The sequence below is a fragment of the Streptomyces sp. 3-6 genome (assembly GCF_056323165.1).
The window spans coordinates 119,610-144,143 of sequence record NZ_JBWHZP010000009.1; the positions used below are offsets into that span (position 1 = coordinate 119,610).

Sequence of the window (24,534 nt, forward strand, 5' to 3'; positions counted from 1 at the left end):
CCGCTCGGAAAGCCGCTTGAAACGCCGCTCGTAGCGCGAACGCGTCCCGCGGAACGGCCGTCGCGGGACGCGGCCCCCTGCCCGCCGGTTCCGGAGGGCGTCGCAGGCCCGCAGTAGGAGAGGAGTCCAGAGCACGATGACGACGATGACCCCGAACAAGCCCGCGCCGTCGCGCCGGGAACGGGTGATTCCGGCCCCGCACCACGACCGTGTCGCCCGCACCCCGGGCAGCCGGGACGCCGAACGGTGGCGGGAACTCGTCGAGGCCGTACGCGAGTCGGGCCAGTACGCGACGAGGGCGGAGGCGGAGAGCGTCACCCGCGTCGTCCTGTCGGCCCTCGGCGGCCACGTCGTCGGCGACGAGCGGGTGGAACTGGCCCGCGCCCTGCCCGAGGAGGCGGCGCGGGTGGTCGCCTCGCAGGTCCCGGCGACCCGTCCGCTGACGGCGGCGGAGTTCGTCGACTCGGTGGCCACCCGGATCGAGGGCGCGACCCCGGCGACGGCCCGCTGGGACGTCAGCTCGGTGCTCAGCGTGCTGCCCACGCTGACCGGTGACGACCTGATCACCCGCATCCTGGACCAGCTGCCCTCCGGCTACGCCCTCCTCTTCGGCCGCGCGGAACTGGCCCCGGCGCAGTGACCCGGGGCCCGGCCCGCGACCACGCCGGGCGCCGCCCGGCCCGTGACCGCGCCGACCCCTGACCGCCCCCGCCCCGCTGCCCTCCACCGCACCGATCGCCCGGCGCACGTCCCGTCCGGGCGACGGTTCCGCGGACGGCGGCAGGGCGGGGGCGGTCGCCGTCCGCGGGCGGAGGCTTCCACGGGTGGGGCGTGCGTGGGCGGGGCTCGGCGGGGACGGGGCCTCCGTCGAGGGTGCGGCCTTCCAGGACGGGGCCTCCGTGGATGAGCCGGGCCTCCGTCCGCGGGCCCCGCCGTAAACCGCTCGACGCCTCCGCCCTCCGAAGGACATGCTGCGTGCGTACCGCGGTCCGAGGAAGCCGGGCGCCGAACTCCGGGAACCACACGGGGAGTTCCGCCCCGGGGCCCCGCGGGCCGCGCCGTCCGACCACCGGAGGACCGTTGCACCCCACCATCCGCCACCTCACCTTCGACTGCACGGGGGACCCCTACGACCTGGCCCGCTTCTGGAGTGCCCTGCTGGGCAGGCCGCCGGCCGACGACGACAAGCCCGGCGACCCGGAAGCGCTGATCGCGGACCCGGACGGAGGCCCCGGCCTGCTGTTCGTCAGGGTGGGCGAGGGAAAGACGGCGAAGAACCGCGTCCACCTCGACCTGAGGCCGACCGGCCGCACCCGTGCCGAGGAAGTGGCCCGGGCGCTGTCCCTCGGCGCCCGCCAACTGGCCGACCACACGCGGCCCGACGGCGGAGGCTGGGTCACGTTGGCCGACCCGGAGGGCAACGAGTTCTGCGTGGAGCGCGGAGACCTGGACTGACGCCCCGGGGCCGCCGTTCCGCCACGGGGAACCGACCGCGCCGTCCCCGGCGTCCTTGTTGATCACCACACGACAGGGGGCCGCGCACGGTGCAGCGAACGGACGGAACGCCCCCGCGCCGCGCCTCCCTGCGAGCGTTGCGGGCCCGCGGACCCGCGTGGACCCGTGGCCCCGCACGGGTGCGTGGGCGCGTGCTCGCCGCACTGGCGGTCCTGACGGCCGGACTCCTGGCCTTCCACGGCGCGGTGCCCAACTCGGTCGGCCGCCTGGGCAGTCTGCTGGAGACCTTCCTGCCCTGGCTCGGCCTGGCCACGGTCGTGCTGCTCGCCCTGGCCCTGATCCGCCGCTCGGCCCTCGCGCTGCTCGCCCTCCTGCTCCCGGTGGCCGCCTGGACCCACGCCTTCGGCCCCCTGCTCCTGCCCGCCGGAAGCCCCGGGCCCCGCGATCTGACCGTCGTCCAGCACAACGTGAGCGACGAGAACCCCGACCCCACGTCCACGGCCCGCGCCCTGGCCGCCGCCGAGCCGGACCTCATCGCCCTGCAGGAACTGCTCCCGGGAGCCGTCCCCGCCTACGAGAAGGCGCTGCGGGCCCACTACCCGCACCATGCGGTCCACGGCACCGTCGGCCTCTGGTCGAAGCACCCGCTCACCGGCTCCCGCGCCGTCGACATCAGACCCCGTGGCATCACCGAGCCGTGGAACCGCGGCCTGCGCGCCGAGGTCCACACCCCGCACGGCCGGCTCGCCGCCTACGTCGCCCACCTCCCGTCGGTCCGCCTCCGCCCGACCGGCCTCGCCTCCGCCTGGCGCGACGAGAGCGCCCGCCGCCTGGGCAGCGCCGTCGCCGCCGAGCCGGTACGGCACGTGATCCTCATGGGCGACCTCAACGCCACCGTCCACGACCGCGCCCTGACGCCCCTCACCTCCCGGCTCACCACCCCGCCCCGCGGCTTCGCCCTCTCCTTCCCGGCCGCCTTCCCCGTCGCCCGCATCGACCAGGTGATGGCCCGCTCCGCCACCGTCCACGGCATCCGCACCCTGCCCAGGACGGGCAGCGACCACGTGCCGGTGACGGCGCGGATCACGCTGCGGTGACATCGGCCGCGCGTCCGGGTCCGCCCCGACTCGGAGTCGTTGCGGGCTGTGCCCGGCCGGCGTGAGCACAACGCCGTGTTTTGTTCACGGAAGCCTCATACGAGCACGGCGCCGTCCGCGCAGGGCGCTGCGTACTCATGCCCGTGCCAGTACCCGTGACCGTGCCGACGCCGGCTGCCGGACGGCCGGATCCGCTCCCCGCAGCGCCTGGTCAGTTCAGCATGTTCCACACGACCGCCGAACGGGCCTCGGAGACAAGCTCGTCGAAGCCCGCCCCACCGGAGCCCCCTGCCGCGGGCGCGGCCGGCCGCTGCGCGGGCTTCTCCGGTTCGACGACCCACAACGGCCGGCCGCCGGGCACGGCCGCGACCCCCTGGAACCGCAGATCTACGGCGGTGGATCGCGTGGAGGACACCGAGGAGGACGAGCGAGCCCACGGCCTGCACCGTCTTCGCCGCAGGCCGTGGTGACACCTGATACCCGTACTCCTCGGCCGGTATCCGTCCCGCCACCGATGTCAGCCCCGCAGCCTCGCGGGCGGGGCTTCGTTAGGGCACCAACTCGCGAACACGCGAAGGTGGTTGTGGGCGTGGTGCGACGAGGCGGTCAGCGGCTCGCTCGTCGGGCCGACCGTACGAACGGAGTCCAGGCGGCGGGGCTCACCGCGATGGCTCCGATCTCCGGGTTCTTGGAGTCGCGGACACCGACCGCTGCGCGGGTGATCGCACATTCGAGGCATTCGCCACCGGCGCCGTTGCTGTACGAGGACCTGAACCAGCCCCCGTCGGGTCCGAGGGATGCGGTGGCGCTCACTTCGCGTACTCCTTCACGACGGATGCGACGAGTCGGGCGGAACGTTGAGGACTGAGCGCCGCGGCGCGCAGTCCGTCGAACGCCCTGGTGTACTCCCGGACGTGATGCTCACCCTCCAGGTACACGGCATCCGTGATGCCGTCCCGGTACACCAGGTCCGGATCCTCCGGCGCCGGGAAGCCGAGCATGGTGAAGGAGCCCGTGACCGGATAGGTCCCCGAGTCGAACGGGAGGACCTGGAGGGTCACGCTCGGCAGCGCCATCGCGTCGAGCACCCGCTCCAACTGATCCCGCATCAGCTCCCGATCACCGATGACGTTGCGCACGGCTCCCTCGTTCACGACGAACCACGCGTCGGGAGCGTCCTTCCGCGTCAACATCTCCTGCCGTTCCAGGCGGACGCGGACAGCCCGGTCGATGTCCTCCGAGGACATGTGGGCGCCGGTCGTGTGCAGTTCACGGGCGTACGCCTCGGTCTGCATGAGGCCGGGCAGCAGCTCGCACTGGTACTGGCGGAGCGTCGAGGCGTCCTGTTCGAGGCCGATGTAGATGTTGAACCACTCGGGCACGCCCGCTCCGTGCACCTGCCACCAGCCGCGCGTTTTCGCTTCCCGGGCCAGCGACTTGAGGAACTCGCGCAGCTCGTCGCTCGTGCCGTAGAACCTGCACAGCGCGTCGACGTCGGAGGGCTGGACCCTGCCGCTGCCCGTCTCCATGCGGTTGACCTTGGAACCGCTCCAGTCGAGCGCCTGCCCCACCTGGGCGCAGGTCAGGGCGCTCCCTTCCCGGAGCTTCTTCAGCTCGATCGACAGCCGCCGTCGACGCGCCGTCGGTGAACCCGCCATGTCTTCCCCTCAACCGCGTGGTGCGTAGCGAGACTTCAGTCTCCTGCCAAGAGGGCCGCCTGCCAATCACACGGAAGTGGGAATCCCGTCGTGCACATTGCACGGCGGGATGAGATCAGGCCATTCTGTAGTCACGGAGCGACGGAGGGTGATCATCGGTCGCGCTCCGGGAACCGCCACGACGCACGTGATGGGAGAGTCCGCAGTGATCCAGGGACACCGAGGCACGCGAAGGTCATGGGACGTGGCCTTCACCGCGTACCCCGAGCAAGTCGCCCACCTGCGCCGTCTCGTACGGCCCCACCTGACGGCATGGGGGCTCGACGATCTGGTCGACACGGCGCAGCTCTGCGTCAGCGAACTCGTGTCCAACATCGTCACGCACGTGGGGACCGGTACTCCCGGCTCGCTCGTCCTGTCGGCGGACGGCGCACGACTGCGTGTCGAGGTGCACGACCCGGACACACAGGTCCTGCCCACCCTCGTGGACGCGGAGGTCGACGAGGAAGGTGGGCGGGGGATGGCGCTCGTGGACGCGCTGACCGAGCGCTGGGGTGTGGAGCTGTACTCCGACCACAAGGTGACGTGGTGCGAAATGGTCACCGGACCCACGTCGACGGCCGACGGCACGGCGGATCCCTCAGTGACGAGAGCCGAGGCGCTCCTGAGCACCTATGCCACATTGCGGCCACCGACCTGGAGTCACGAACCCGGTCCCGGCAGGGTGGGCCGGGCGGTGGCGGAGGAGTCCGTGATCGACGTCATCACGGACTTCCTCCGTTGGCTCCGTGTCCGCGGCTGCGACGCGGACGAGGTGCTCGACCGCGCGCAGAGCCGCTACGAGGCGACCCTGCCGAACTGCCGGCGATGACGACCGACTCAGCCTGTCAGTACCTGCCGGAAGAACCCGACGGAGGGCTCATCCGGAGTGCCGACCAGCAGGGCGCGGTCCAGCAGGACGTTGTTGTGCTCGCAGCTGGTCTCCGGGAGCATCACGCAGGCGTGACAGGCGGCGAGGTTGATGCCGATCGAGCCGGCTGCCTCGGCCTCCATGCAGAGCGGGTCGGAAGCGCACCACTCGGCCCGGCGGACGGCCGAACGCACAGCGCGGTCGAGGGGCTCCGGTTCGCCCTGAGCGACGAGCCCGCCCAGGCTCCCCGCCGAGTCGCTCGTCGCCGTGTAGACGAGGACACCGGCCATGTCGTCCGCGGCGTACAGGCGCTCACGCAAGGAGGCGGACGGGTAACCCGCCTCCAGGCTCCACTCGTTGATGATGACATGGGCCAATGTGTGCAACAGCACCATGCGCGGGGTCGCCGGCGACGACACGGCCCGACTCGGGTCGTCGGCCCGCTGCTCGAGCATCCGTTGGTGAGCGGTCCGCATGCGTTCGACCCGAGCGGCCACGGCCGGCGCCTTCTCCCAGGCGTCCAGTCGGCTCTCGTCCAGGCGCAGGAAGACGCCCTCGCCCTGGACCTCCATCGCCGGGAGCCAGCTCAATGGCTTCTCGGAGAGCGGCATCTCCTTCGGATCGGTCGTCGACTCCGCGTCGACGAGACGGGTGAACGCCTTCAGGGCTCGGACCTCACGAAGCTTCTTCACCAGCATCGGGCCGGTGATCCCCAGCGGCCGGAGCACACTCGGGTCGCCCAGCGGGGTCTCGCAGACGAACTGCTCGTCATGGGACTGTTCGCTCTCGTCGTTGCCCGAGCAAAGCCGCTCGTACTCCTTGTTGCGGAGGGCGCGATAACGGTGGTCGAAGCTTGGCGCCCTGTCGACCTCGGGATCCTCCTCGCGCTCCGCGTCGAGGAGGTCCATGACCTCGTCCAGCGAGAGCGGACAGTCGCCCCGGAACGCTCCCTGGAGATAGATCCGGACGTGTTCGGGGTCTGTGAACCGGCGCAGAGCGGGCCAGTGCTCCGCGAGCGGATCGGCACGGCCGCTGCTCCACGGCGGGATGGAGAGCGCGGACTTCAGCACCGGTTGCCACACCGACGAGGAACCGCGCTGCAGGGTGCGCAGGGAGAGTCCGCAGCCCTTCGGGTCCGTGGCGGAGGTACCGAGCCAGGGGCGGGCGCCTCGACAGGTGAGGCGCAGGTCCTTCAGGGCGTTCCTGCGGAAGGAGCCCTCCATCGACACCTCGGGCACCTGACCGCAGGTGCAGGAGATGACGATGGAGCGGAGCGAGGAGGTGCGTCCGGTCGTGCGCATCCTCAGCCTGCCGCCGCACCTGCCGATCCTCGCCGAGTCACGGTCGGGCGAGCGGTGCACCCACTGCCAGTAGGGGAACTCGTCGAGGTGCCCGGCCTCACAGGCGACGACGAAACGGGAGGGGACGAGATCCACCTCGCACGTGCCGCAGACGCTCCGACCGGCCGGCGGGGAGAAGTCGCGGTGCGGCTGCAGGTCGTTGCACTCGGGACAGGAGTGCGTCAAGGGGAAGCGACGGACCCGGAGGCCGTCCTTGCTGGTGTCGTCGGACGCCGGCGGCAGCCGGAAGTAGTCGACATCGAGGAGTCGGGCCAGTCGCCGTTCGTGGACGACGGGCGACTCGTCCTTGCGCCAGCTCTGGTCGGCCTGGTCCAGGCCCGAGACGACGAACGACTCGTGGTCGACGGCGATGAGCGATCCGACACCGTACGTGCTGATGGCCTGGGCACGGCGGACCGTGCCGCGACGGGGGAGGTTGTGGGCCGGGGCGGCGCCGTTCGCCGCGGTCCGACGTCGGCGGGCGGGGGGCGGGGTCATCGGCTTCCCTCCAGGAACAGGGCGGACTCGGCGTCGACGTCGCGCAGGCTCCACAGGGTGCGCCACGCCTGGCGGTCCTCGGAGTCGTCGTCGTACGACTTCAGGATCGAAGGGGCACGGCTGCCCCGCTTCGGTTCGAAGAGCAAGGCACCGTGGATGTCGGCCTCCCGGCACCACCAGTCGACGAACTCGTCGAAGCCCTGTGCCACGGCCTCGGCCTCCGAGGGGGTGACCGCCTGGACGCGATTCAGGAGCAGGTCCCTGATGCCGCCCCGGAGCACGTGCTCGTAGGACTCGACCTGACCGGCGCCCTCGTTCGGGCGGGCGGCCGGGATGAGGATGCGGGCGAGAGCGACGATCACCGCGTGCAGTCCCCGTTCACGCGCGCGGGCGGAGAACGGGGTCACGGACGTGGACTCGACCTCGCGGTAGAGGGCCGAATGGTAGTGCTGGAAGTTCTCGTAGTGCGAACGGTCGCGCGCCCGTGCCGCGTTGAGCATGACCGCGACCAGACCGGGGTGGGCGCGGCCGACGCGGCTCGTGGCCTGGATGTACTCGGCGGTCGTCTGCGGCTGGCCCATGACGGCCATCAACCCGAGTCGGTCCACGTCCACGCCCACCGCGATCATGTTGGTGGCGAGCAGGACGTCCACCGTGTCCTCGTCGGGCAGGCGCTTCTCGATGCCCTTGAGGCGCGTGGGGATCTCGCTGGCGTCGATCCGGCTGGTCAGTTCCGAGTAGTTGGCCACCGAGCGCACCGCCACGCCCTCGCGGTCGGCGAGGAGTTCGAGATACGCCACCACGTCGTCGTGGACCTGGAGTTCGGCCGCTGAGAGCAACCGCAGACTGTTGAAGTAGCCGACGAGGCTCCAGTACGCGTCGCGCACCTTGTCGTCGGTGTCCGCGTGCAGGGCCCGGTGCAGCAACGTGGCGTACGTCCGGATCAGCAGCGTGGACTGACTGGTGCCGGGAGCCAGGAGGCCGACGTAGCGGCGGCTCGCCTTCTCCTCGCGCGGCGTCTCCACCGCGAACCACGAGTCCCGCGCGTCCAGCCCTGCGGGCGGGAACTGCCGCACCTCCCGGGCGAAGAGGTGCCGGCCCTGGTCGGCGGCACGACGGATGGTCGCCGTCGAGGCGATCACCTTGGGTCGCTCGGCCAAGGCGTCGACAGCGGTCTCGTACAGGCCGGTGAGGGTGCCCAGAGGGCCGGAGATCAGGTGGAGCTCGTCCTGGACGATCAGCTCCGGGGGAGGAGTGCCGTCGGTGAGGTCGTCCAGGTTGAACAGCGCGGAGGTCGCCGGACGCCACGGCATCGACGCGAACTTGTCGACCGTGGCGATCACCAGCGTCGGACGCGCGTCGTACACCGCCTCGTCGATCAGGTGGACGGGAAGACCGCCGGTGAAGTCGCAGTCGGTGCCGGGACAACGGATGTGCATCCGCTTGGCGTCCTCGTCGACCTCGTAGTCCCGGGCGTCGAGCCGGGTCCCGCACCAGGGGCAGGCGTGCAACTGGACGGGATTCTCGGTGGCGAGACGCTTGTCGAGGTCGGCACGCAGCTCGTCGAGCCTGGCGGCGGCCTCGGCCAGTGTGTTGGGGGTGGCGGAGCGCCCCACCCACATGCCGACGGAGAACGGTTCGTCGCCCAGCTCGGGTGTGCGGGCCCGCATGTGTTCCATGGCGCAGAGCAGGATCGCCGCCCGCTCGAACTGCTGCAGGGTGAGCAGCCGCAGCGTGTAGCGCATGAGGACGGTGACTCCGCCGCCGTGCGCGCCCTTGCGGATGCGGCGCAGGAAGGACGTGAGGGCGATCAGGCCGAGGTACGCCTCGGTCTTGCCACCACCGGTCGGGAACCAGAGCAGGTCGGAGACCTTCCGGTCGTCGTGCTCGGGGTCGTCGATGCCGGCCAGGCAGAGCAGCAGGAAGGCGATCTGGAAGGGACGCCAGCGGCCGGCGGCCGGATCGGGCCCGCCGACGCGTCCGCCCTTCACCCAGACGCTGCGGGCACGTTGGTCGGCCATGGCACGGTTGGCGAGCCGGAACGCCCGCATCAGGTCGGGTTTGGTGCGCAGCAGTTCGATGCCCTCACGGATTCGGCCGAGCGCCTCACGGCAGGCTTCCACCTGATCTCGTGCGGACTGTTCGTGAGAGCTGCCGACCAGTGAGTCGGCCTCGGCGGACTTACGGGCGATCCAGTCCTCGTACCCCGTCGCCAACGCCTCCAGGGCGGACAGGACCTCGGTGTCGGGCCTCTCGGCCAGGCCCAGCATCGACAGCGAGGAGCTGTCGATCTCCGGATTCGAGTCGGTCAGCAACACCTCCACGCTGGGGACGAACTCACTGCGCACCTCGGGGACGGCGGCCGGGATGCTGTCGGTCACGCCGATCGGCGACGGGACCCAGTCCCAGGCGGCGGCGCAGCCGTGGCCGACGGCGAACGTCGGGGCATGGCGGTGCAGCAGGCGACTGGTGGCGACCTCGCGGTCGTGTGCGGAGTCCGGGGCGGGGCGCTCGACGAAAGCGCTGGAACCGTCGGCGGCCCAGATGACCAGGCCGCACTGGAACAGGGCGAAGGCGTCCTGGAGGTCCCGCTCACCGACCTTCTGCCGGTTGATCAGCGTGACCGTGACGGTGACCGTGCCGGTGCCCGGATGAGGGGGTCGGACGATGACGTGCAGGGCGACCTTCTCCGGCACGAGGTCGAACAGCTCACCGGGGTTGGGGACCGTCACATCGACGGTCTTCTCGGGGAGTGGGAGTTCCTTGCGTCGCCACCGCTCCCGCTGCTCCGCGACGGTCCGGGCCTCGGCGCGGCGGGCCGGGACCGGATTGCCGTCCGCGTCGGTGGGCTCGTAGACCGCCGCGCGCGTCGACACCACGATCGTGTCGCTCATGGCCGGATCGACCGCGAAGGTCAACCCCATGGAGGACGGACGTTTGTCGCCCGAGACACCGGCCTCCTGGGCGGCACCGGCCTCCTCGGCGTCCTGGCGGGCAAGCACGGGCGCGGTGTCCGGGCCGTCCTGCTCGGCGGCGTTCTCGGCCCTCCGCTCCCGGGAGGCACGGGGGTACAGCACCCCGGTCAGGTAACGGTCGATCGGCGCGTCGTGAGGGAGCACCTCGGCTCGATCCTCCGGCGCGGACTCCTCGGTGGGGCCGAACAGTTCCCTGCGCAGTCCCGCGAGAAGTTCCTCGTCCCGCACCCGGTAGTGCTCGGAGTGCCGACCTGCCACGTGCGTCATGCGCGCTGCTCCTCTTCGTTGTCGGCCCGGCGGAACATGCCGATGCCGGTGATCCGCGGAACGATCCACACACCTCGGTCGCCCAGGCCGGCGTTGGCGCCGGCCGCGACGCTGCCCGTCACCGTCTCCAAGGTGTCGATCCGCAGGCCCTGGATCTCGTCGGGCCACCAGGGCTCCCAGGTCCGGCTCACCTTCTGCACCCGGAACAGGTCCTGGCGGAACCGCTCGGAGGCCTCGCCTATCTCCCGTCCCCGGTGCAGCAGGGCGTACGGCGGGCTCTGGGCCTCGCCCGCCGGCAGATCGTGGCGCTTGCGCAGCAGCACCTCCTGGCCGGGGCCCACCTCCCGCAGCAGGTAGGACTGGGTCTCCACGGCGTCGGTGGTGGGTCCGGGCGGGTGGTCCCGGCAGACGTCATCGGCCTCCGCCACCACGCCGAATCTGTCGTGCGACCGCCACCCGCCGACGAAGCGCCGACCGTTCTTGCGGTTCCCCGCCCTCTTGATGATCGGCAACTCGGGGGAGTCGACGTGATAGAGGTCCTGTCGGGCGCGGGTCATCGCCACGTACAGGGCGCGAGCCTCCGCCGGGAGGTCCACCTCGGTGCCGTACCGCTTGCGCAGTTCCGCGACGGTCGGCGGATCCAGGACGATCACGCGGTCGAACTCCAGCCCCTTGGCCCGGTGCACGGTGGAGACGACGATCCGCGCCGTCTCCGGGTCGGCCGCGTCGTCGGGGAAGCGGCCGTCGGCGACCAGACGACGCAGCCGGTCCAGATCGAGCGCGGTCCGCCCGGGTGAGCGGGTCGCGCGTCGCAGGACCGTCCACAGGGCGCCCGCGTTCGGCTCGTGAGGCAACGGGATCTGGTCCAGCAGGGAACGGAACCGCTCCTCGGACAGTCCGGTCGCCTCGGTACGGCGCAGCAGCTCGGCCACCCAGTAGGGCACCGGCCGTTCCTCGAGAGGACGGCGCAGCCGGTGTTCGACGCCGTTCTCGTGCAGCAGCCGGGAGACCACCAGTGCCTGCCGGTTGTCGCGGGTGAGAACGGCGCAGGTGTCGTCGAGGTCCCGCAGCCCCTGCAGCGTGTACTCGTCGGCGAGAGCGCCCAGCGAGTTCACCGGGTCCAGGAGGAGGTCGCGCAGTTCCTCGTAGAGCGCGGCGGCCTCGTCCCCGTCCCGGACGCTCTGGAGCCGGGGGCCGTGCGACAGCGCGACCCGTGCCTCCGGGGTGACGGCCCGGAAGTTCTCGGTGAGGCGCAGCTCCACGAGGTCGTCGGAGTAGGAGCGGCGCAGCCACTCGAAGAATCGGCCGGTCTCGTCGTTGCGCTCGGCCGGGTCCTCGATCTGGAAGCCGTACACCGACTGGGCGGCGTCACCGACCACGGTGAAACCGCAACTCTCCTGGTAGCGGTCGAGCAGGGCCTCCACCAGCTCACGGCGGTCGCCCAGCAGGTCCTGCACCTCGTCGATCACCACATGGGAGGGCGGGACCGAGTCGCCGGCCTCCAGCGCACCCTCCTCCACGGCTTCGGCCGCCGCCCTGATCCGCTCGTCGAAGGAGGTCGTGGCCCAGTCCCGGTCCGGGCGTCCTTGGAGGAGCACCCCGTACGCCCAGGCGTCGAAGGTCTGGGCACGCACCCGGCGGGCCCGGTCCCCGTGGCGGGTGATGCGCTCGCGCAGCTCACGCGCCGCCGCACGGGAGAAGGTGAGCACCAGGATGTCGCCGGCGTCCAGTGCCTCCTCCGGGTCCTCGTGCCCGCACAGGGCGTCGAGCCTACGCACCAGGGTGTGCGTCTTCCCCGCGCCGGCCCCGGCGGTGACCAGGACCCGGGCGTCCCACGGCTGCTCGACGACGGCCCGCTGCTCGGCGGTGAGCGGAGGGCTGTCGAGGTAGACGTCCGTCACGTACGGCTCCAGAGGTGCTCGAACTGGGTGAAGGCCAGCTTGGTGTCGAAGTTCGCGATGTTGTCGTCGACGTTGAGGATCAGGCAGGTGTCCTTGCCACCGTTCTTCGGGCCACGCAGCCCTCGGCCGATCATCTGCTGGTACACGTTGGTGCTGTAGACCGGCCGTGCCACGACCACGACCCTGGTCGCGGGAGCGTCGAACCCCTGGGTGAGGACGCCGTAGTTGGTGAGCACCCGGATACGGCCGTTCCTGAAGTTCTCGATCCGAGTTCGACGGTCCTGGGTACTGGTCGTGGAGTCAACGGCCGCGGACGGGACGTCCCGGTCGTTGAGCATGGCGGCCAGGTACTTCGCGTGGTCGACCGAGGTGGCGAAGAGCAACGTCGGCCAGTCCGGAGGCAGCGCGGCGACGGACTCCACGATGCGCTGACTGCGTGCGTGGTCGTCGGCGAGCCGTTGCTCGGCCGCACGAGAGAGCATCGCCATCCGCTCGGCGTGGGTCTTCTCGTCCTGGTCGAGGGTGATCCGCCCTCCCTCCAGGGTGCGGTGCTCGACCTGGGCGAGCATGCCCCACTCCTGCAGGTCGCGGTACGGATCGCCGGAGGGGAACACGCCCTCGTCGAGACGCCGGTTGCCGAAACGGGTGATCAGCCGGCGGGTCTCGTCCTCGTTGGTGTTGCGGAACGGTGTGGCGGTCAGACCGAGCAGATGACGACGTGTCTCGTACTGGGTGAGGCCCAACAGGCCGAGGATCTCCGTGTAGCGCTTGGAGATGGCGGTGTGTGCCTCGTCCACGATCACGAGGGCGGGTTCACGCAGCCACGCGTACTGGTCGGTGCCCAGGCAGCGCTCCAGCTTCGCGTCCGTCGCGACCACCAGGTGAGGGTGGTCGACGACGTTCCCGACCTCGTTGCTGCTCCACAATCGGCTGATGGTCAGCGGTCGCTCGGCGCCGACCCTGCTCCAGACGAACTTCCAACTCTGTACGGCCTGTTCGCAGAGTTCCTCGGTCTGCGCGATCCACAGCAGCGGGCCCTTGAGGTCACCGACCCGCTTCACCCAGCGGATGACGGCCTCGGCGGTGACCCGTGTCTTGCCGGCGCCCGTGGGGAGGGACAGCATGCCGCGCTGCGGGGCGAGTCGGTCGAGCAGGGTGGAGATGTTCCGGACCAGATCCTCCTGGTAGGTGTGGAGCGCCGGGAAGTCCCGGGGGCCCTCGATCGTCTCGGAGGAGGGCGGTGAGGGCGTCCGGGAACCGGCGAACGTCACCGGCAGACGCAGGTCGGAGACGAACGTGATAGCGGACGACGAGCCTGCGTATCCCACCGGTGCGTTGGGGAAGCGCGCCTGAATGTCCCGAGCGTGCTGTTGGAGCACCCCGTCCCCGTGCGCGTTGAAAGCCATCTGGGCGATGCGGCGCCCGGACGGTTCCGTGCCGCCGGTCGCCTGCAGTTCGGCGTCCATCAGTCCTTCGGGAAGGCCGGCCCGGAGCGCGTCCGCACCGATCAGCAACTCGAGCTTGGTCACGACGTCCTCGGCGTCACGAACGGCCTTCTGTGCCGCCTTCAGGGCGGTGTCCTTGGCCATGCGGTCCTGATGTTCCAGCACCGCGCGGCAACCGGCCGCGCCCAGGCCGAGGCCGAGCTCGCGGTCGATCAGCCGGAGCATGGACTCGGGCTCTCGCGGCACGCGGACCTTGACCGTGTTGTTCTGGCGCACGGCGTCCAAGGGGGAGGCGTGCGTGCCGTTGGGAGTACGGGTGACCTCCTCCAGCTCGGTGCACCGCTGCACCACGCTGTTCCGGCTGCCGCTGCTCAGGCGCTGCCGCAGCGCGGGGAACAGCTCGACGAGGGGGACGGGGGCGCCCTCGGGCACCTCGCGGGTCTCCCGACTGATCACGTCGGCGTAGCGGAGCATGCCCCACTGCTCGACCATCAGCTCGGCGTCCTCGGCGGTCGGCACGAGCAGGGCGGGGAGCTGTTCGGCCCGCAGGGCCCGGTACTCGGCCGCACCGACGGCGAGGGTGATCTCGTTGTCCGGGCGGGTGTCCCAGGTGTCACCGATCCGGCACCGGGTGAGGGAGTCCTCGGGGAAGGCCGCGCCGAACCGGGTCAGCATCACATAGGTGGCGCCGACGAAGGCATCGTCCTCGCTACGGGACACCTCGGCGAGGAGCGCGTCCCAACGGTCGGCGGGAACCTCGTCGACGGTGATCGGCAGACGCAGCTTGCGGGCCTTCTCGGGGGAGATGTCGGCGACCGGCAGGACGTCGCGGTAGGCGGCGAGCTGGGGGCCGACGGCCTCCGTCAGCGGCTTGATCCCCTGGGAGGTGGTGACTCTGCCGTGCTTGCGCAACATCCATCGAATCGGGGACATCACCGCCTGCCGAGTGCTGGTCTGAGCGCCGAACTGACGCGTCCAGTTGTCCACCACGGCGTCGTCGGGCAGCGCTTTCAGAAAGGCGGCGCGCGACTTGTCGGACAGGGCACGGAAGAGGTGGAGGGGACCACCGATCGCGGCACCCTCGACCTTCATCCTGTTCAGCGCGGGACGCGGGGCCCGGCTGTCCAGGGAACGGAGGTAGGAGGCGTGCACGGCTGCCCGGTACTCCTCGAACCAGGCCTCGTCGGCTCGCGGCTGCACACCGCCGGACGGCCGTTCCCGCAGGCCGATCGAGGACAGGAAGGACACGTCGTCGGAGTGGAACGTCATGTCGACGGCGACGCTCGGATCGCGTTCGGCGTCCACGACGGCACCGGGCAGCATGCAGTCCGCGACCGGTCGGAAACGCTTGTCGGCCGTCCGCACCCGGAGTGTCGTGCGGGGATCGGGTACGCGCTCCAGGACCTTGTGGGCCAGTCGACGGATGCCGGCCTGACGGAACAGCTCCCAGAAGCGCTCCCAGTCGGACTCACCGTAGTGGTCGAAGCCCTGGTCGAGGACGCTGGTGAACCGGCCCTCCACGTCGGCCTCGCGGATGCCGAGGACGTTGAGCGCATGAGCCAGTGACGGGTCCTGTGCGAGCTCGGCGACGACGTACACCGTGGACTCGCGGAGTCCGTCCTGGTGCTCGGCTCGGCGGAACACCTTGCCGTGGACCGGCGGGACCATCCCGTGTTCCTCGGTGAGCACGATGTGGGCCTTGCGGGCCTCGTCGGCGAAGGGTGCGCGCGTCTCGATCATGTCTGCCAGGATGCGGACGGCCACCGCCGACGCCTCGGCGGTGCCGTTCGCGACGAGGGCCTCCAACCATTCGCGGACATCGGCCCGTTCGTGACCGGCGGCGGTGAGAATGTGCTCGACCTTGCCCGAGCGCAGGGCATCGGCCTCCACACTCGGGTGCAGCCAGTCCGAAGGACGTCCGGGGCACTCGTGCCACATCCGCAGCCACCGCGTCAGCTGTTTCAGGTCCTTGCCCAGCCGCGGGTGGATGCGCAGGTGGCCGGGGACGCGCAGGACGCCGTCCTGGTCGGGCAGAGAGGGACTGGTGGCGGTCCGGGCCCAGATCTCCCGGGTCAGGAACTCGTCCGCCCAGCTGATCGACTCCTTCACACGACCGGGGAGCAGCGGGAGGTAAGCGGCCGGGTCCTCGGCCGGGGCGAGTGCGGGCAGGGAGTCGACGACCAGCTTCGCCGACACCTTGATCATTTCCTGGTTGAACGGCGAGGAGTCGAGCAGGTTCTGCCGGTCCTCGTTGGTCTTCCACGCCCCGTTGAGGATGCCGCTGAGTGACATCTCGTACTTGGTGGGGAAGAAGGACCAGAACTTGCCGCGACCACGTGAGCGGGGGCTGACGTACAGGCCGCTCTCCGCGTCCCGTTCCAGAGCGGGGACGGCCCAGGCCAGGTCGAGTGCGACCCGGTCGTGCAGCTCTCCGGCGTCCGCGCGAGCCGCGGTTCCCGGCTCGTGCGTGGTGGTGAACACGCGCCACCGCTCGGTGGAGAGCGCCTTCCCCGTCCGCTCCTCGGTCACGGTGTGCAGGTCACCGGCCTGCTGGGAGGTGAGGATCCGACGCGCCATGGGCCTGGGGCGGTGATCCTCCAGCACCACCTCGGCGACGTGCGGCGAGAAGAGTTGGAACCCGAGGGGGAACTCCTCACGGGGTTCGCCGTGGTCCTTGCCACGGTTTCCGTGCATGTCCTTGCCCAGACGGTTGTCCGCCTTCGGGAGCAGGGGGAGCCGAACGACCGTGGTCGCCCAGGTCAGCAAGTTGTCCAGCACGGGATCGGCGGCTCGTTCGGCCTCCATGTCGAGCGGGCGGGCCATCCGCAGGACGGGAGCGTCGAACTCCGGTCCGTAGCGCTCCGTCACACCGGGCACGGCCTTGATCTGCTCGTATGACCAGGCGCGGTCGAATCCGAAACTCCCGGTGCGGCTGAAGAATTCCGGTGCGTCGGTCACGACGAGAACCGACTTCACCCCGACTCCGAACCGTCCGATCTGCCCACCGCGCTTCTTTGACATACTCATTCGAAGGATGGTCTCCGCCCCTTCCGGGCTGACCGGACTGCCTTCGTTGGCGCAGTACAGACGCGATTCCGTGAGAACCACGTGCACACGTCCACCGGGTTCGTTCGCGATTTCGTCGGCCGCGTTCTGCACGAGTTCGAAAAGCTGCCGATCTCCGTATCCGCCCTGTGTGATGCGGCGCTCACCATTGGCGTGTTCGGCCACGAGTCCGGGATCCACCGCGTACGTCTGTAGAACACGTGACGACTGTTCGAGAACGGTTTCGATCACCGCTGATGACAAGGACGGCACGGTTGCGACACTCCTGAGGTCGAGGATGGTGAGGAGCTGGACGGTGGGCCGGCTCACCGACTGTGGCGCGAGCCGGCCCGTGGTGTCGACGCGCACTGATACCGGAGAGTCTCTCCGTACACGTGCAGGTCGTACGAGTGCAATGCGCAGGGATCAGGCGGCGGGAGGGCTCTCGCCCAGCGGTGCCGGGACCGTCCCGTCCAGGTCGATGGATCCCGTGGAGGAGTCGTCCTCGGACAACTCGTCACGGTTTGAAAGGTCCACGACTTCGACCTCGTCCACCACATCCGGGACTTGCAGCTCAAGCGCGCTGCGCTCCCGCTGGGAGAGCAGTAAGGGAAAACACTCGTCCTCGTTCATCTCGTCCCCACCCCTGTCGATCGACGTTTCTGTGATTCGCGCAGGGGTGTAATCGGGTAACGCCCCCCGTGAAGCGAATCGGCCTTGCTGTGGGATTCGCTCCCGCTGATCACGGTAGCGACCGGATCACCCGACCGCCAGAATTTTTCCAAAAACGTTTCCCCGTGCGCTCGTCGAAGGCATGAGGGCACACCTCTGACCCGGCCGCACGGTCCCGGACATACCGGTTTCCGAGCGAGTTGGCTTTTCCAACATGGCGAAGGTACCGATGTCCCGGGGTGTCGGCAAGCCTCAATGCCCGTTTTTCCGAAGGGAGTTGACGACCTCCGCTTGTGTGACTCGGTTGAATGGGTGTGATCAGGGGTGAACCGGTTGATATCGGACCGACTGACTGGACCTGCCGTCGCCCCTCGGTCAGTTAACTTCTGGTTGACATGATCGCGATCGTCAAATTAGCCTCCCTCCACGACCCGAGGAAGAGCAGGTGGCGCGTGGAGACAAGCGAGGAGTTCGGGCCGTGGCTGGCCCGGCAGCTCAAGCTCACGGGGAAGACGCAGGCCGAACTGGCCAAGGAGCTCGGGTTGACCCGAGCCGCCGTCTCCGCGTGGATCGCCGGGCGGTCGACCCCTCGCCCGACCGTCATGACGGAGATCGCCGACGCGCTCGGTACGGACGTCGGCACACTGCACACCCGCACCACCGACACCCAAGCCGGCCTCCCGATCACCTGGTACCACCGTCCCGGCTACCCCGACGGTGGTCGTGACCTGGGCAATGCCGCGGCCTTCGCCTTCGACGCCGACGTCCAGATCCTCGCGCGTGAGACCTGCCAGAACAGTCTCGATGAGCGGTTGACGAAGAACGGTCGTCCCGTACGCGTCCGCTACACGCTGCACGAGTTGACCGGCGAGCACCTGGAGGCCTTCCGCGACGCGATCCTCTGGAACGACCTCTTCCCGCACTACTCCGCAGTGTCCGAGCTCGCGGGCAACCAGAAAGTCGGTCGGGTCGTCGACGCCGGTGTACGCGACATGTACGAGAGGGGCCGGCTGGTCCTTCTTCGGGTCGATGACTACAACGCGTCCGGGCTCACCGGCGACGACTACGGGGACGGCAAGTTCGCCGCCGTCGTCCGGCGCCAGCTCGAGAGCCTGAAGTCCGGTCCGGCCGCCGGTGGTTCGTACGGCCTGGGCAAGGCCACACTGTGGGCCACCAGCGCCCTCGGTCTCGTGCTCATCAACTCCACCCTGTCCGTGCCGCACGAGGGGCGTACCGAGCGACGGGTGATCGGCCGTCTTGAACTCCCCTGGCGTGAGGTCGACGGACGCGCCTACGCGGGGCCCGCCTGGTTGGGGCGCCCCGACCCCGACAAGCCGGGAGCCGAGGTCGCCCGTTCCTGGTGGGCGGACGAGGAGGCCGTGGCCCGTCTGCATCTGAGCCGGGACAGTGACGAACCCGGTACGTCCTTCCTCATCGTGGGCGCGCACGACGTGGCCAGTCTCGAAGGGGACGCCCACGACCAGGACGGGAAGCCTCGCGACGAGGAGGGCCCCGAGGACTCACGCGACATCGTCAGAATGCACGGTCGACTGGTCGAGGCACTGGGCCGCGACTTCTGGGCCGCCATGATCGGTGGAGGGGGTCGGCTCCCGCTGCTGGAGGCCTCCGTCCGTGCTCTGCGCAACGGCGAGGAGGTCGTGGCGGAGACGAAGGTGGACCCGTCCGTCGAACAGCCCTCCCGTACGCGCGCCCTGCGGGCCCACTACGAGGGCACCACGGTGGACCGGCTCACCGAGGCCGGGCAGGTGGCGATCAGGAACGTCCCGCTGAAGCTACCGCTGACCGGAGGGGCCCGCGGGACGCTCGGCACGCACCAGGCTGTCCTGCTGGTCACCGAGGCGTCCGGCGACAAGGACACCCCCAAGAATCAAGTGCACTCGCTGCGCGGCAACCGCATGACGGTCAAGAAGGCCACGGTCCCGAATCTGCCACTCGGCACCAACCCCTTCCAAGCCGTTCTCCTGGTGGGTGCCGCCGCCGGGGAGTCGGCCCCCTTCGCGAAGGAGGCCGAGGAGTTCCTGCGCGCGGCCGAGCCCCCTGAGCACGATCGCTGGGGACAGACGGAGGAACTGTCCCTGCGCTGGTCCCCCTCCGCGTATCGACGGATCGGCAACCTGACCACCGAAGTCAACAGCGCGGTGAGAGAACTCGTCGCCCGCCCCAGACGCAGCAGGGGCGAGGGCGGCGAGGCGCTGCGCAAGGCGTTGACCGTCAAGAGCCGGCCCAAGGCCAAGGTGCCGTCCGGCCCGGTGGTGCCGGTGCTGGACGGGCTCGAGGCGACGATCGGGGACCGGGGGGAGTGGTTGATCGCCGCGGAAGTGAGCATTCCGCGCGGTGACGAGATCGTCCCGATGGTGCCGGTCGCCCAGATGGATGTCCGCTCCGGAGGGCGCCCGAGGCTCGACTGGGCGGAACTCGTGGCTGTCGACGGCTGTGAGGTGGAAGGCGGGACCCTGCGTTTCCCGCCCGGTACGCGCCGCGCGACGTTCCGGGGCGTCACCGACGTCTCCAGCCATCCCGTGCGGACCACGCTCACTCGCCTCGTCCTCGAGCTGCGCGCCGGCAAGGGGGCATGACGCGTGAAGATCTACCCGTACAAGCGGCTCAACCGTCCGATCACGCTCAGGGTGACGTCGGTCGCCCTCAAGCTGACCGACGGCACCCGTGATCCACTCGACACCAGCGCCTACTCGGTCCAGGAGCAGGCCGTCGCCCTCGGTGTCGCGGGTCACGCGGACTGGGTGAGCGCCACGATCGGTCTCACGGCCACCCTGCCGCCCGGCGCCGATGCCCCGGACGCTGCCTGGTCCGATCTGCGCGTCCTCGCGGTGTTGACCGACGGTGAGACCAACATCCGTACCTCGACGGCCCTCACCCGTGACACCGAGGGCAGCCGCGACTGGTCGGGCTCCCTGGAACTGCACCGTGACGATCACCTGGGACGAGCCTCCCTCAGCGCGTACGCCGTGGGAACCGTCGACGGCGTGCGCGGACGGTCGATCACCGAGACCGACCGGAACTGGATCGTCGACACCGTCTCCGACGAGCCGGTCAGAGGTCTGCGACTGGACGTCCGAAAGGCGTCGTTCAGCAAGAGTTCCAGGGAATGGCTCCGCGCCTACGCCGACGCGCCCTGGCTCGTGGACACCACGGCGCGTGTCCCCACGGTGTTCGTCAACACCGACATCGACGGCATCGTCGGGTTGTTGGACAGCAACGGCTCCGGTGTGGACAGCAAGGTGCGCGATCTCCTGGTCGCGCAGATGGCCACGGACGTGTGGACGGCGGTGTTCCACGGCGCCATCGGCGACCTGGAGGTGGAACCCGGCGGTGGTCCGGTCTTCCCGACCGACTGGCAGGGCGAGGTGCTGCGGGAGATGCTCCCGGACGTCGTACCCGGTGCGCACGTCGAGGAGGCCTTGCGCCAGGTGCACCGCCGACGTACCGGTGACTCGGGCTGGGGCGAGTTGCAGACGCGCATCCACTACGCGGCGGTCCGGCGGGCCGAGGCCGCCAAGGCGGTGGGCTACATGATCCGCAGTCTGGAACGGACCAACAGGGAGAGCGAGACGTGATCACCCAGCCCCACCACGTACCGGAGCGCCTGGCGCTGCTCTCCGGCTCGGCTGCGGACGCTTTCCTCACCGACGGCCTGCTCAGAGGTGAAGAGGTCCACAGCGGCATCGACCTCGCCAAGGTCGTCGAACCGCTCCCCGAGGACGACGCACGGTGGTCGGTCGAGCCGATCCGCAGCCTGGTCGAGGACGCCATGTTCGAGTTCCGCGACGAGCGCACCAAGGCCGACGCCTGGCTCGCGCCACGGCTCCATGCCACCTTGCGTCTGACGCGGAGGGAGGCGGCGGACAAACGGTTGTGGAACCACCTGGCGCTTGGTGTCGCCCCTGACTATGTCGTGTGGCGGCACCTTTCGGAACCGTCCCGACTCGTGGCCGCGGAGCGCTTCCAAGGTCCTGCGGACCGGCAGTGTTTCTCCCGTCTGTGGTGGGCGGCCGAGCTCTTTCGGAACGGGCCGGACTATCGGCCGGTCGAGGCCGCCTGCGGCAATCAGGACCTCATCCACACCGTGCTCAGGAAGGATCTGATCGACCACCGCCCCACGGCCCAGGCGTTGGTCCGTCTCCTGGAGGTCGGGAAGGTCACCACCGGGCGCGAGATCAACGGGCTGAGCGTCGCCGTCAACGCGGCCGGCGCGACCGTGATCTACGACGTTCTGGCGCCTGACGAGCCCAGGGACCCCGCCCGTCTGCGGGACTGGATCGAGGGGGCGCAGACGGCCCCACCCGTCTCGCGTCACATCCTGCCGGAGGGGCCCGACGAGGACCCCGTCCCGGAGGAATCCGTGACAGCACTGACGGACTACTTCACCGAGCTGTTCGAGACCGCTCCGGTCAGGGGCCGGACCGGCGAGAACTGAGGCGGCGCCGACGAGTCACTCGGGACGAGGGCAGCGGGCGGTGCAGTCGTCCGCCGCTCCGCAGCCGTGGCTGCGCAGCTTGGCCCGCTGCTCCTCCGTGGCGGGCACCCACGGCTCGCGCATCGTCTCCGGGGCCGGAGCGGGAAGACCGAGCGCCGCGCTCAGCAGGTGGGCCCCGAAGAGGGGCGGCACGGCGTTGCCCACCTGCTGGGCCTTGGCCGTGCCCGACCACGGATAGTCCGGCGGGAAGCTCTGCAGCATTCCCGCCTCGTTCATGCTGAACCTCGGACCTTCCCGGACGACGTCGGGGTGGTGGTCACCGACGGACTCGAAGACCACGAAGCGTGAGATACGGCCGGTGACGGTGGTGGCGGGCTGTCGGTCGGTCCGTACTCCGCGTCGCCCTGGGTTCCCCGAACTGCCGTAGTTCGACCGGATCAGGAAGGGGGTCCTGCGGCCCGGGTGCGTGCCCACCGGCTCGGCGAGCGCGTCGCCCATGGACGTCCAGTGCTCCAGACCGTCGTCCTCCGGGACGCTCCCCACCGGTCCGGGCACCTCCCCGTCGCAGAGGGCCGGTTGGACCGTCGCAGACGCGACCTCACCGTTCCTGCGGTTCCATTCCCTCGCCTCGTAAGCGCGGTGGGTCGGCTCGGGCAAGGAAGGATCACCGAGTCCCTCACGACGAGCGATCAGCACGGCACGCGACCGGGTCTGCGGAACGCCGTAGGTCTCGGTTCTCAGGACGTCGACGACGACCTTGTACTTGGTGCCGTCGGGGAGGCCGATCTCCTGCAGAACTTCGGCATAGCGGTTCCAGAGCGCTTCGACCGAGGGAACCTGTTCCAGGACGATGACGTCGTACGGTCGACACCCCCGGTTCGCACTCCGGGTCGCCTGAATCGCGTAGCGCAGAGGTTCCAGCACCAGTGCGGTGCGCGGGTCGCTGAGGTTCTTCAGCTCCTTGTCGATCTCCTCGTCGGGATCACCCGCCATGAGTCGTTCGATGAACTTCTTGACCTCGTCCAGAGCCTTGCGCCCCGCGCCTTTCCCGGCGACCGAGTACGTCTGGCAAGGGGGGCCACCGGCGAGCACGTTGATCTCCGGCGGCAGCGACTCGAAGGAGTCCCGGCGGACCGCGCTCACGTCGGCGTGAAGGGTGTCCAGGCCGGCCGCGTAGCGCGTCAGGCACGCGCTTCTGTCCCACTCGATCCCGAGACTCGGGAGCCCCAAGGTGTGACCGGCGACGTCCAGCCCGCCGGGGCCGGCGAACAGATCCAGGACAAAGGGCTTGTCGAGGATGGACTGGTGGGGCGGTGTGCTGGTCATGTGGCGGAAGTCTAGCCGGCAGCGGGCGTCACCGGTTCCCTGCGCAGCGCTTCGGCGACGGCCCGCCCCAGTGCCTGGCCGACGGACGGCGGTGTCGCGTGCCCGATCTGGCGGTACCGGGCGGTCTTGAGTCCTGTGACCTGCCACGATTCGGGGAACCCTTGCACCAGCGCTGCCTGCTCGACTGTGATCTTCACCATGGTCTCCCTGCCGCGCGCGGGATCCCACACGAAGTCGGGGCCGGGCACCTCGTTGCCCACCGTGTGCGCGTCGACGCCCATGGTCGCCCACCTCCGTTTGGCCCCGGTCGGCCCGAGATCTGCGCCTCCTCGGTTCTTCGAGCCTCCGACGAGGGTGGGAGCCGGTTGATCGGCCTGAGCGGCCCAACGGGCTGCGTCCGGCCATCCACGTGCCGCCATGGACGGCCCCAGGGCGGCGCCGACCGTGACGGGTCGCGTCACCGTCGGCGTCGGCGGACGGAACGCCCCGGCCCGTCGTCGCTCGACGGCCACCAACACACCCTGCTTACGGTTCTGCGGCACGCCGAAGTCGACGGCGTTCACGACGAACCAGCTGAACTCATAGCCCAGGTGCGCCAGTTCGGCGCGGGCGAAGTCGCGGAAGCGCTGATACCTGTCCGAGTGGGCGAGGTCGGGAACGTTCTCGATGATCACGGCTCGCGGTCTGATGGCGTGGGCCAGGTAGACCGCTGCCTCCAACAGGCGTTCCTCCCGCCCTGATTCGGCCCGTCGGACGGTCGCACTCGACTTCACCCGCGGCAACCCCGCCGAGAGAAGATCCACGTCGTAGCTCTCCGGGTGCTCGGACGGGTCGAAGTCGAGCAGGTCGGCGGCGAGCACGTTCCAGTGCGGCCGGTTGGCGCGCAGCGTCGCGACGGCGTCAGCGTCGTCGTCCAGGAGCAGCCGCGGTTCGAATCCGGCCTGCTCCAGGCCGAGGGCGAGTCCACCCGCCCCCGAGCACACGTCCACGAACGTCAGTCCTCCCATGCCCCCTGCTTTCCCGCCCGCTCCGCCAGGCGCGCTTCCACGACCGCTCTCACCCGGGTGGCCACGTCCTCCGGATCCTCGTGCTCCCAGAATCGCAGAACCGCCCACCCGATCGCGGTCAGATGCTCGGTGGTCTCCCGATCCCGAGCCATGTTGCGCTCCAGCTTCGCGCGCCACCAGTCGGCATTGGACTTGGGGTGTGTGGCGTGCTCCGGGCATCCGTGCCAGAAGCAGCCGTCGATCAGAACGGCCACTTTCGCGCGCGTGAAGGCCACGTCGATGCGTCGTCGCGCCATTCCGGGCACCGGGTACTCGACGCGGTATCGCAGTCCGGCCGCGTGCAGCAGCCGTCGTACGGCCAGTTCGGCTCCGGTGTCCTTGCTCACCTGCCTGCTCATGCGGGCGGAGACGACGGGGGAGGACGGGACGACACCGGACACACCGACATTGTGCCGGCGCCGGAAGGACGGGCAGGAGGTCAC

At 70.1% G+C, this 24,534-nt stretch carries 18 protein-coding genes; 7 read left to right on the forward strand and 11 right to left on the reverse strand.

Annotated features, from left to right (window positions below):
- Positions 1 to 136 precede the first annotated feature (136 nt).
- From AC02VZ_RS14340 to AC02VZ_RS14350, 3 genes are all read left to right on the forward strand, one after another.
- Positions 137 to 640: a DUF2267 domain-containing protein gene (locus tag AC02VZ_RS14340; protein ID WP_432055160.1), complete on the forward strand. Its 504-nt coding sequence runs from the start codon at positions 137 to 139 to the stop codon at positions 638 to 640.
- A gap of 440 nt (positions 641 to 1,080) precedes the next feature.
- Complete coding sequence (locus AC02VZ_RS14345; protein WP_476475500.1) at positions 1,081 to 1,455, forward strand: VOC family protein; 375 nt, start codon at positions 1,081 to 1,083, stop codon at positions 1,453 to 1,455.
- Positions 1,456 to 1,583: 128 nt separating this feature from the next.
- Positions 1,584 to 2,552: an endonuclease/exonuclease/phosphatase family protein gene (locus tag AC02VZ_RS14350; RefSeq protein ID WP_476475562.1), complete on the forward strand. Its 969-nt coding sequence runs from the start codon at positions 1,584 to 1,586 to the stop codon at positions 2,550 to 2,552.
- A 211-nt stretch (positions 2,553 to 2,763) separates the two neighbouring features.
- Here AC02VZ_RS14350 and AC02VZ_RS14355 read toward each other — a convergent pair whose 3' ends face one another.
- The 3 genes from AC02VZ_RS14355 to AC02VZ_RS14365 form a co-directional block, all read right to left on the reverse strand.
- Entirely contained in the window at positions 2,764 to 2,967 is a 204-nt protein-coding gene (locus AC02VZ_RS14355; RefSeq protein ID WP_476475501.1) for a hypothetical protein, read from the reverse strand.
- 191 nt (positions 2,968 to 3,158) lie between these two features.
- Complete coding sequence (locus AC02VZ_RS14360; RefSeq protein WP_432055163.1) at positions 3,159 to 3,365, reverse strand: DUF397 domain-containing protein; 207 nt, start codon at positions 3,363 to 3,365, stop codon at positions 3,159 to 3,161.
- Entirely contained in the window at positions 3,362 to 4,210 is an 849-nt protein-coding gene (locus AC02VZ_RS14365; RefSeq protein ID WP_432055164.1) for a helix-turn-helix domain-containing protein, read from the reverse strand. Before AC02VZ_RS14365 ends, AC02VZ_RS14360 begins: the two co-directional genes overlap by 4 nt.
- 244 nt (positions 4,211 to 4,454) lie before the next feature.
- Here AC02VZ_RS14365 and AC02VZ_RS14370 point away from each other — a divergent pair, with 244 nt between their 5' ends.
- Complete coding sequence (locus tag AC02VZ_RS14370) at positions 4,455 to 5,081, forward strand: ATP-binding protein (protein WP_476475502.1); 627 nt, start codon at positions 4,455 to 4,457, stop codon at positions 5,079 to 5,081.
- An 8-nt stretch (positions 5,082 to 5,089) separates the two neighbouring features.
- Here the strand turns inward: AC02VZ_RS14370 and drmB are convergent, their stop codons facing one another.
- The 5 genes from drmB to AC02VZ_RS14395 form a co-directional block, all read right to left on the reverse strand.
- Complete coding sequence (drmB, locus tag AC02VZ_RS14375; protein WP_476475503.1) at positions 5,090 to 6,958, reverse strand: DrmB family protein; 1,869 nt, start codon at positions 6,956 to 6,958, stop codon at positions 5,090 to 5,092.
- Positions 6,955 to 10,200, reverse strand: coding sequence for a helicase-related protein (locus AC02VZ_RS14380; RefSeq protein WP_476475504.1), 3,246 nt, complete (start codon positions 10,198 to 10,200; stop codon positions 6,955 to 6,957). Before AC02VZ_RS14380 ends, drmB begins: the two co-directional genes overlap by 4 nt.
- Positions 10,197 to 12,101: a UvrD-helicase domain-containing protein gene (locus tag AC02VZ_RS14385; RefSeq protein WP_476475505.1), complete on the reverse strand. Its 1,905-nt coding sequence runs from the start codon at positions 12,099 to 12,101 to the stop codon at positions 10,197 to 10,199. The genes AC02VZ_RS14380 and AC02VZ_RS14385 overlap by 4 nt, the downstream gene beginning before the upstream one ends.
- Entirely contained in the window at positions 12,098 to 16,864 is a 4,767-nt protein-coding gene (locus AC02VZ_RS14390; protein WP_476475563.1) for a DEAD/DEAH box helicase, read from the reverse strand. Before AC02VZ_RS14390 ends, AC02VZ_RS14385 begins: the two co-directional genes overlap by 4 nt.
- Before the next feature lie 153 nt (positions 16,865 to 17,017).
- A complete protein-coding gene (locus tag AC02VZ_RS14395; protein ID WP_476475506.1) occupies positions 17,018 to 17,224 on the reverse strand; it encodes a hypothetical protein in 207 nt (68 codons plus the stop codon).
- 434 nt (positions 17,225 to 17,658) lie between these two features.
- Between AC02VZ_RS14395 and AC02VZ_RS14400 the strand changes: the two genes are divergently transcribed.
- From AC02VZ_RS14400 to AC02VZ_RS14410, 3 genes are read left to right on the forward strand one after another with little or no spacing between them, the layout of a single operon-like run.
- Positions 17,659 to 19,860: a helix-turn-helix domain-containing protein gene (locus tag AC02VZ_RS14400; RefSeq protein ID WP_476475507.1), complete on the forward strand. Its 2,202-nt coding sequence runs from the start codon at positions 17,659 to 17,661 to the stop codon at positions 19,858 to 19,860.
- Positions 19,861 to 19,863: 3 nt separating this feature from the next.
- On the forward strand, positions 19,864 to 20,859 hold the full coding sequence (locus AC02VZ_RS14405; RefSeq protein WP_476475508.1) for a hypothetical protein: 996 nt from the start codon (positions 19,864 to 19,866) through the stop codon (positions 20,857 to 20,859).
- The gene (locus tag AC02VZ_RS14410; RefSeq protein ID WP_476475509.1) at positions 20,856 to 21,719 is read left to right on the forward strand and encodes a DUF6339 family protein; all 864 of its coding nucleotides are present in this window, start codon (positions 20,856 to 20,858) and stop codon (positions 21,717 to 21,719) included. Before AC02VZ_RS14405 ends, AC02VZ_RS14410 begins: the two co-directional genes overlap by 4 nt.
- A 15-nt stretch (positions 21,720 to 21,734) precedes the next feature.
- Here the strand turns inward: AC02VZ_RS14410 and AC02VZ_RS14415 are convergent, their stop codons facing one another.
- Genes AC02VZ_RS14415 through AC02VZ_RS14425 form a run of 3 tightly spaced genes read right to left on the reverse strand, consistent with a single transcriptional unit; the run spans position 21,735 to position 24,450 of the window.
- Entirely contained in the window at positions 21,735 to 23,045 is a 1,311-nt protein-coding gene (locus tag AC02VZ_RS14415; protein ID WP_476475510.1) for a DNA cytosine methyltransferase, read from the reverse strand.
- An 11-nt stretch (positions 23,046 to 23,056) separates the two neighbouring features.
- Entirely contained in the window at positions 23,057 to 24,052 is a 996-nt protein-coding gene (locus AC02VZ_RS14420) for a DNA cytosine methyltransferase (RefSeq protein ID WP_476475511.1), read from the reverse strand.
- Positions 24,040 to 24,450 carry a very short patch repair endonuclease gene (locus AC02VZ_RS14425; RefSeq protein ID WP_476475564.1) on the reverse strand — a complete coding sequence of 137 codons (411 nt, stop codon included), beginning with the start codon at positions 24,448 to 24,450 and terminating at the stop codon, positions 24,040 to 24,042. Before AC02VZ_RS14425 ends, AC02VZ_RS14420 begins: the two co-directional genes overlap by 13 nt.
- Positions 24,451 to 24,534 lie beyond the last annotated feature (84 nt).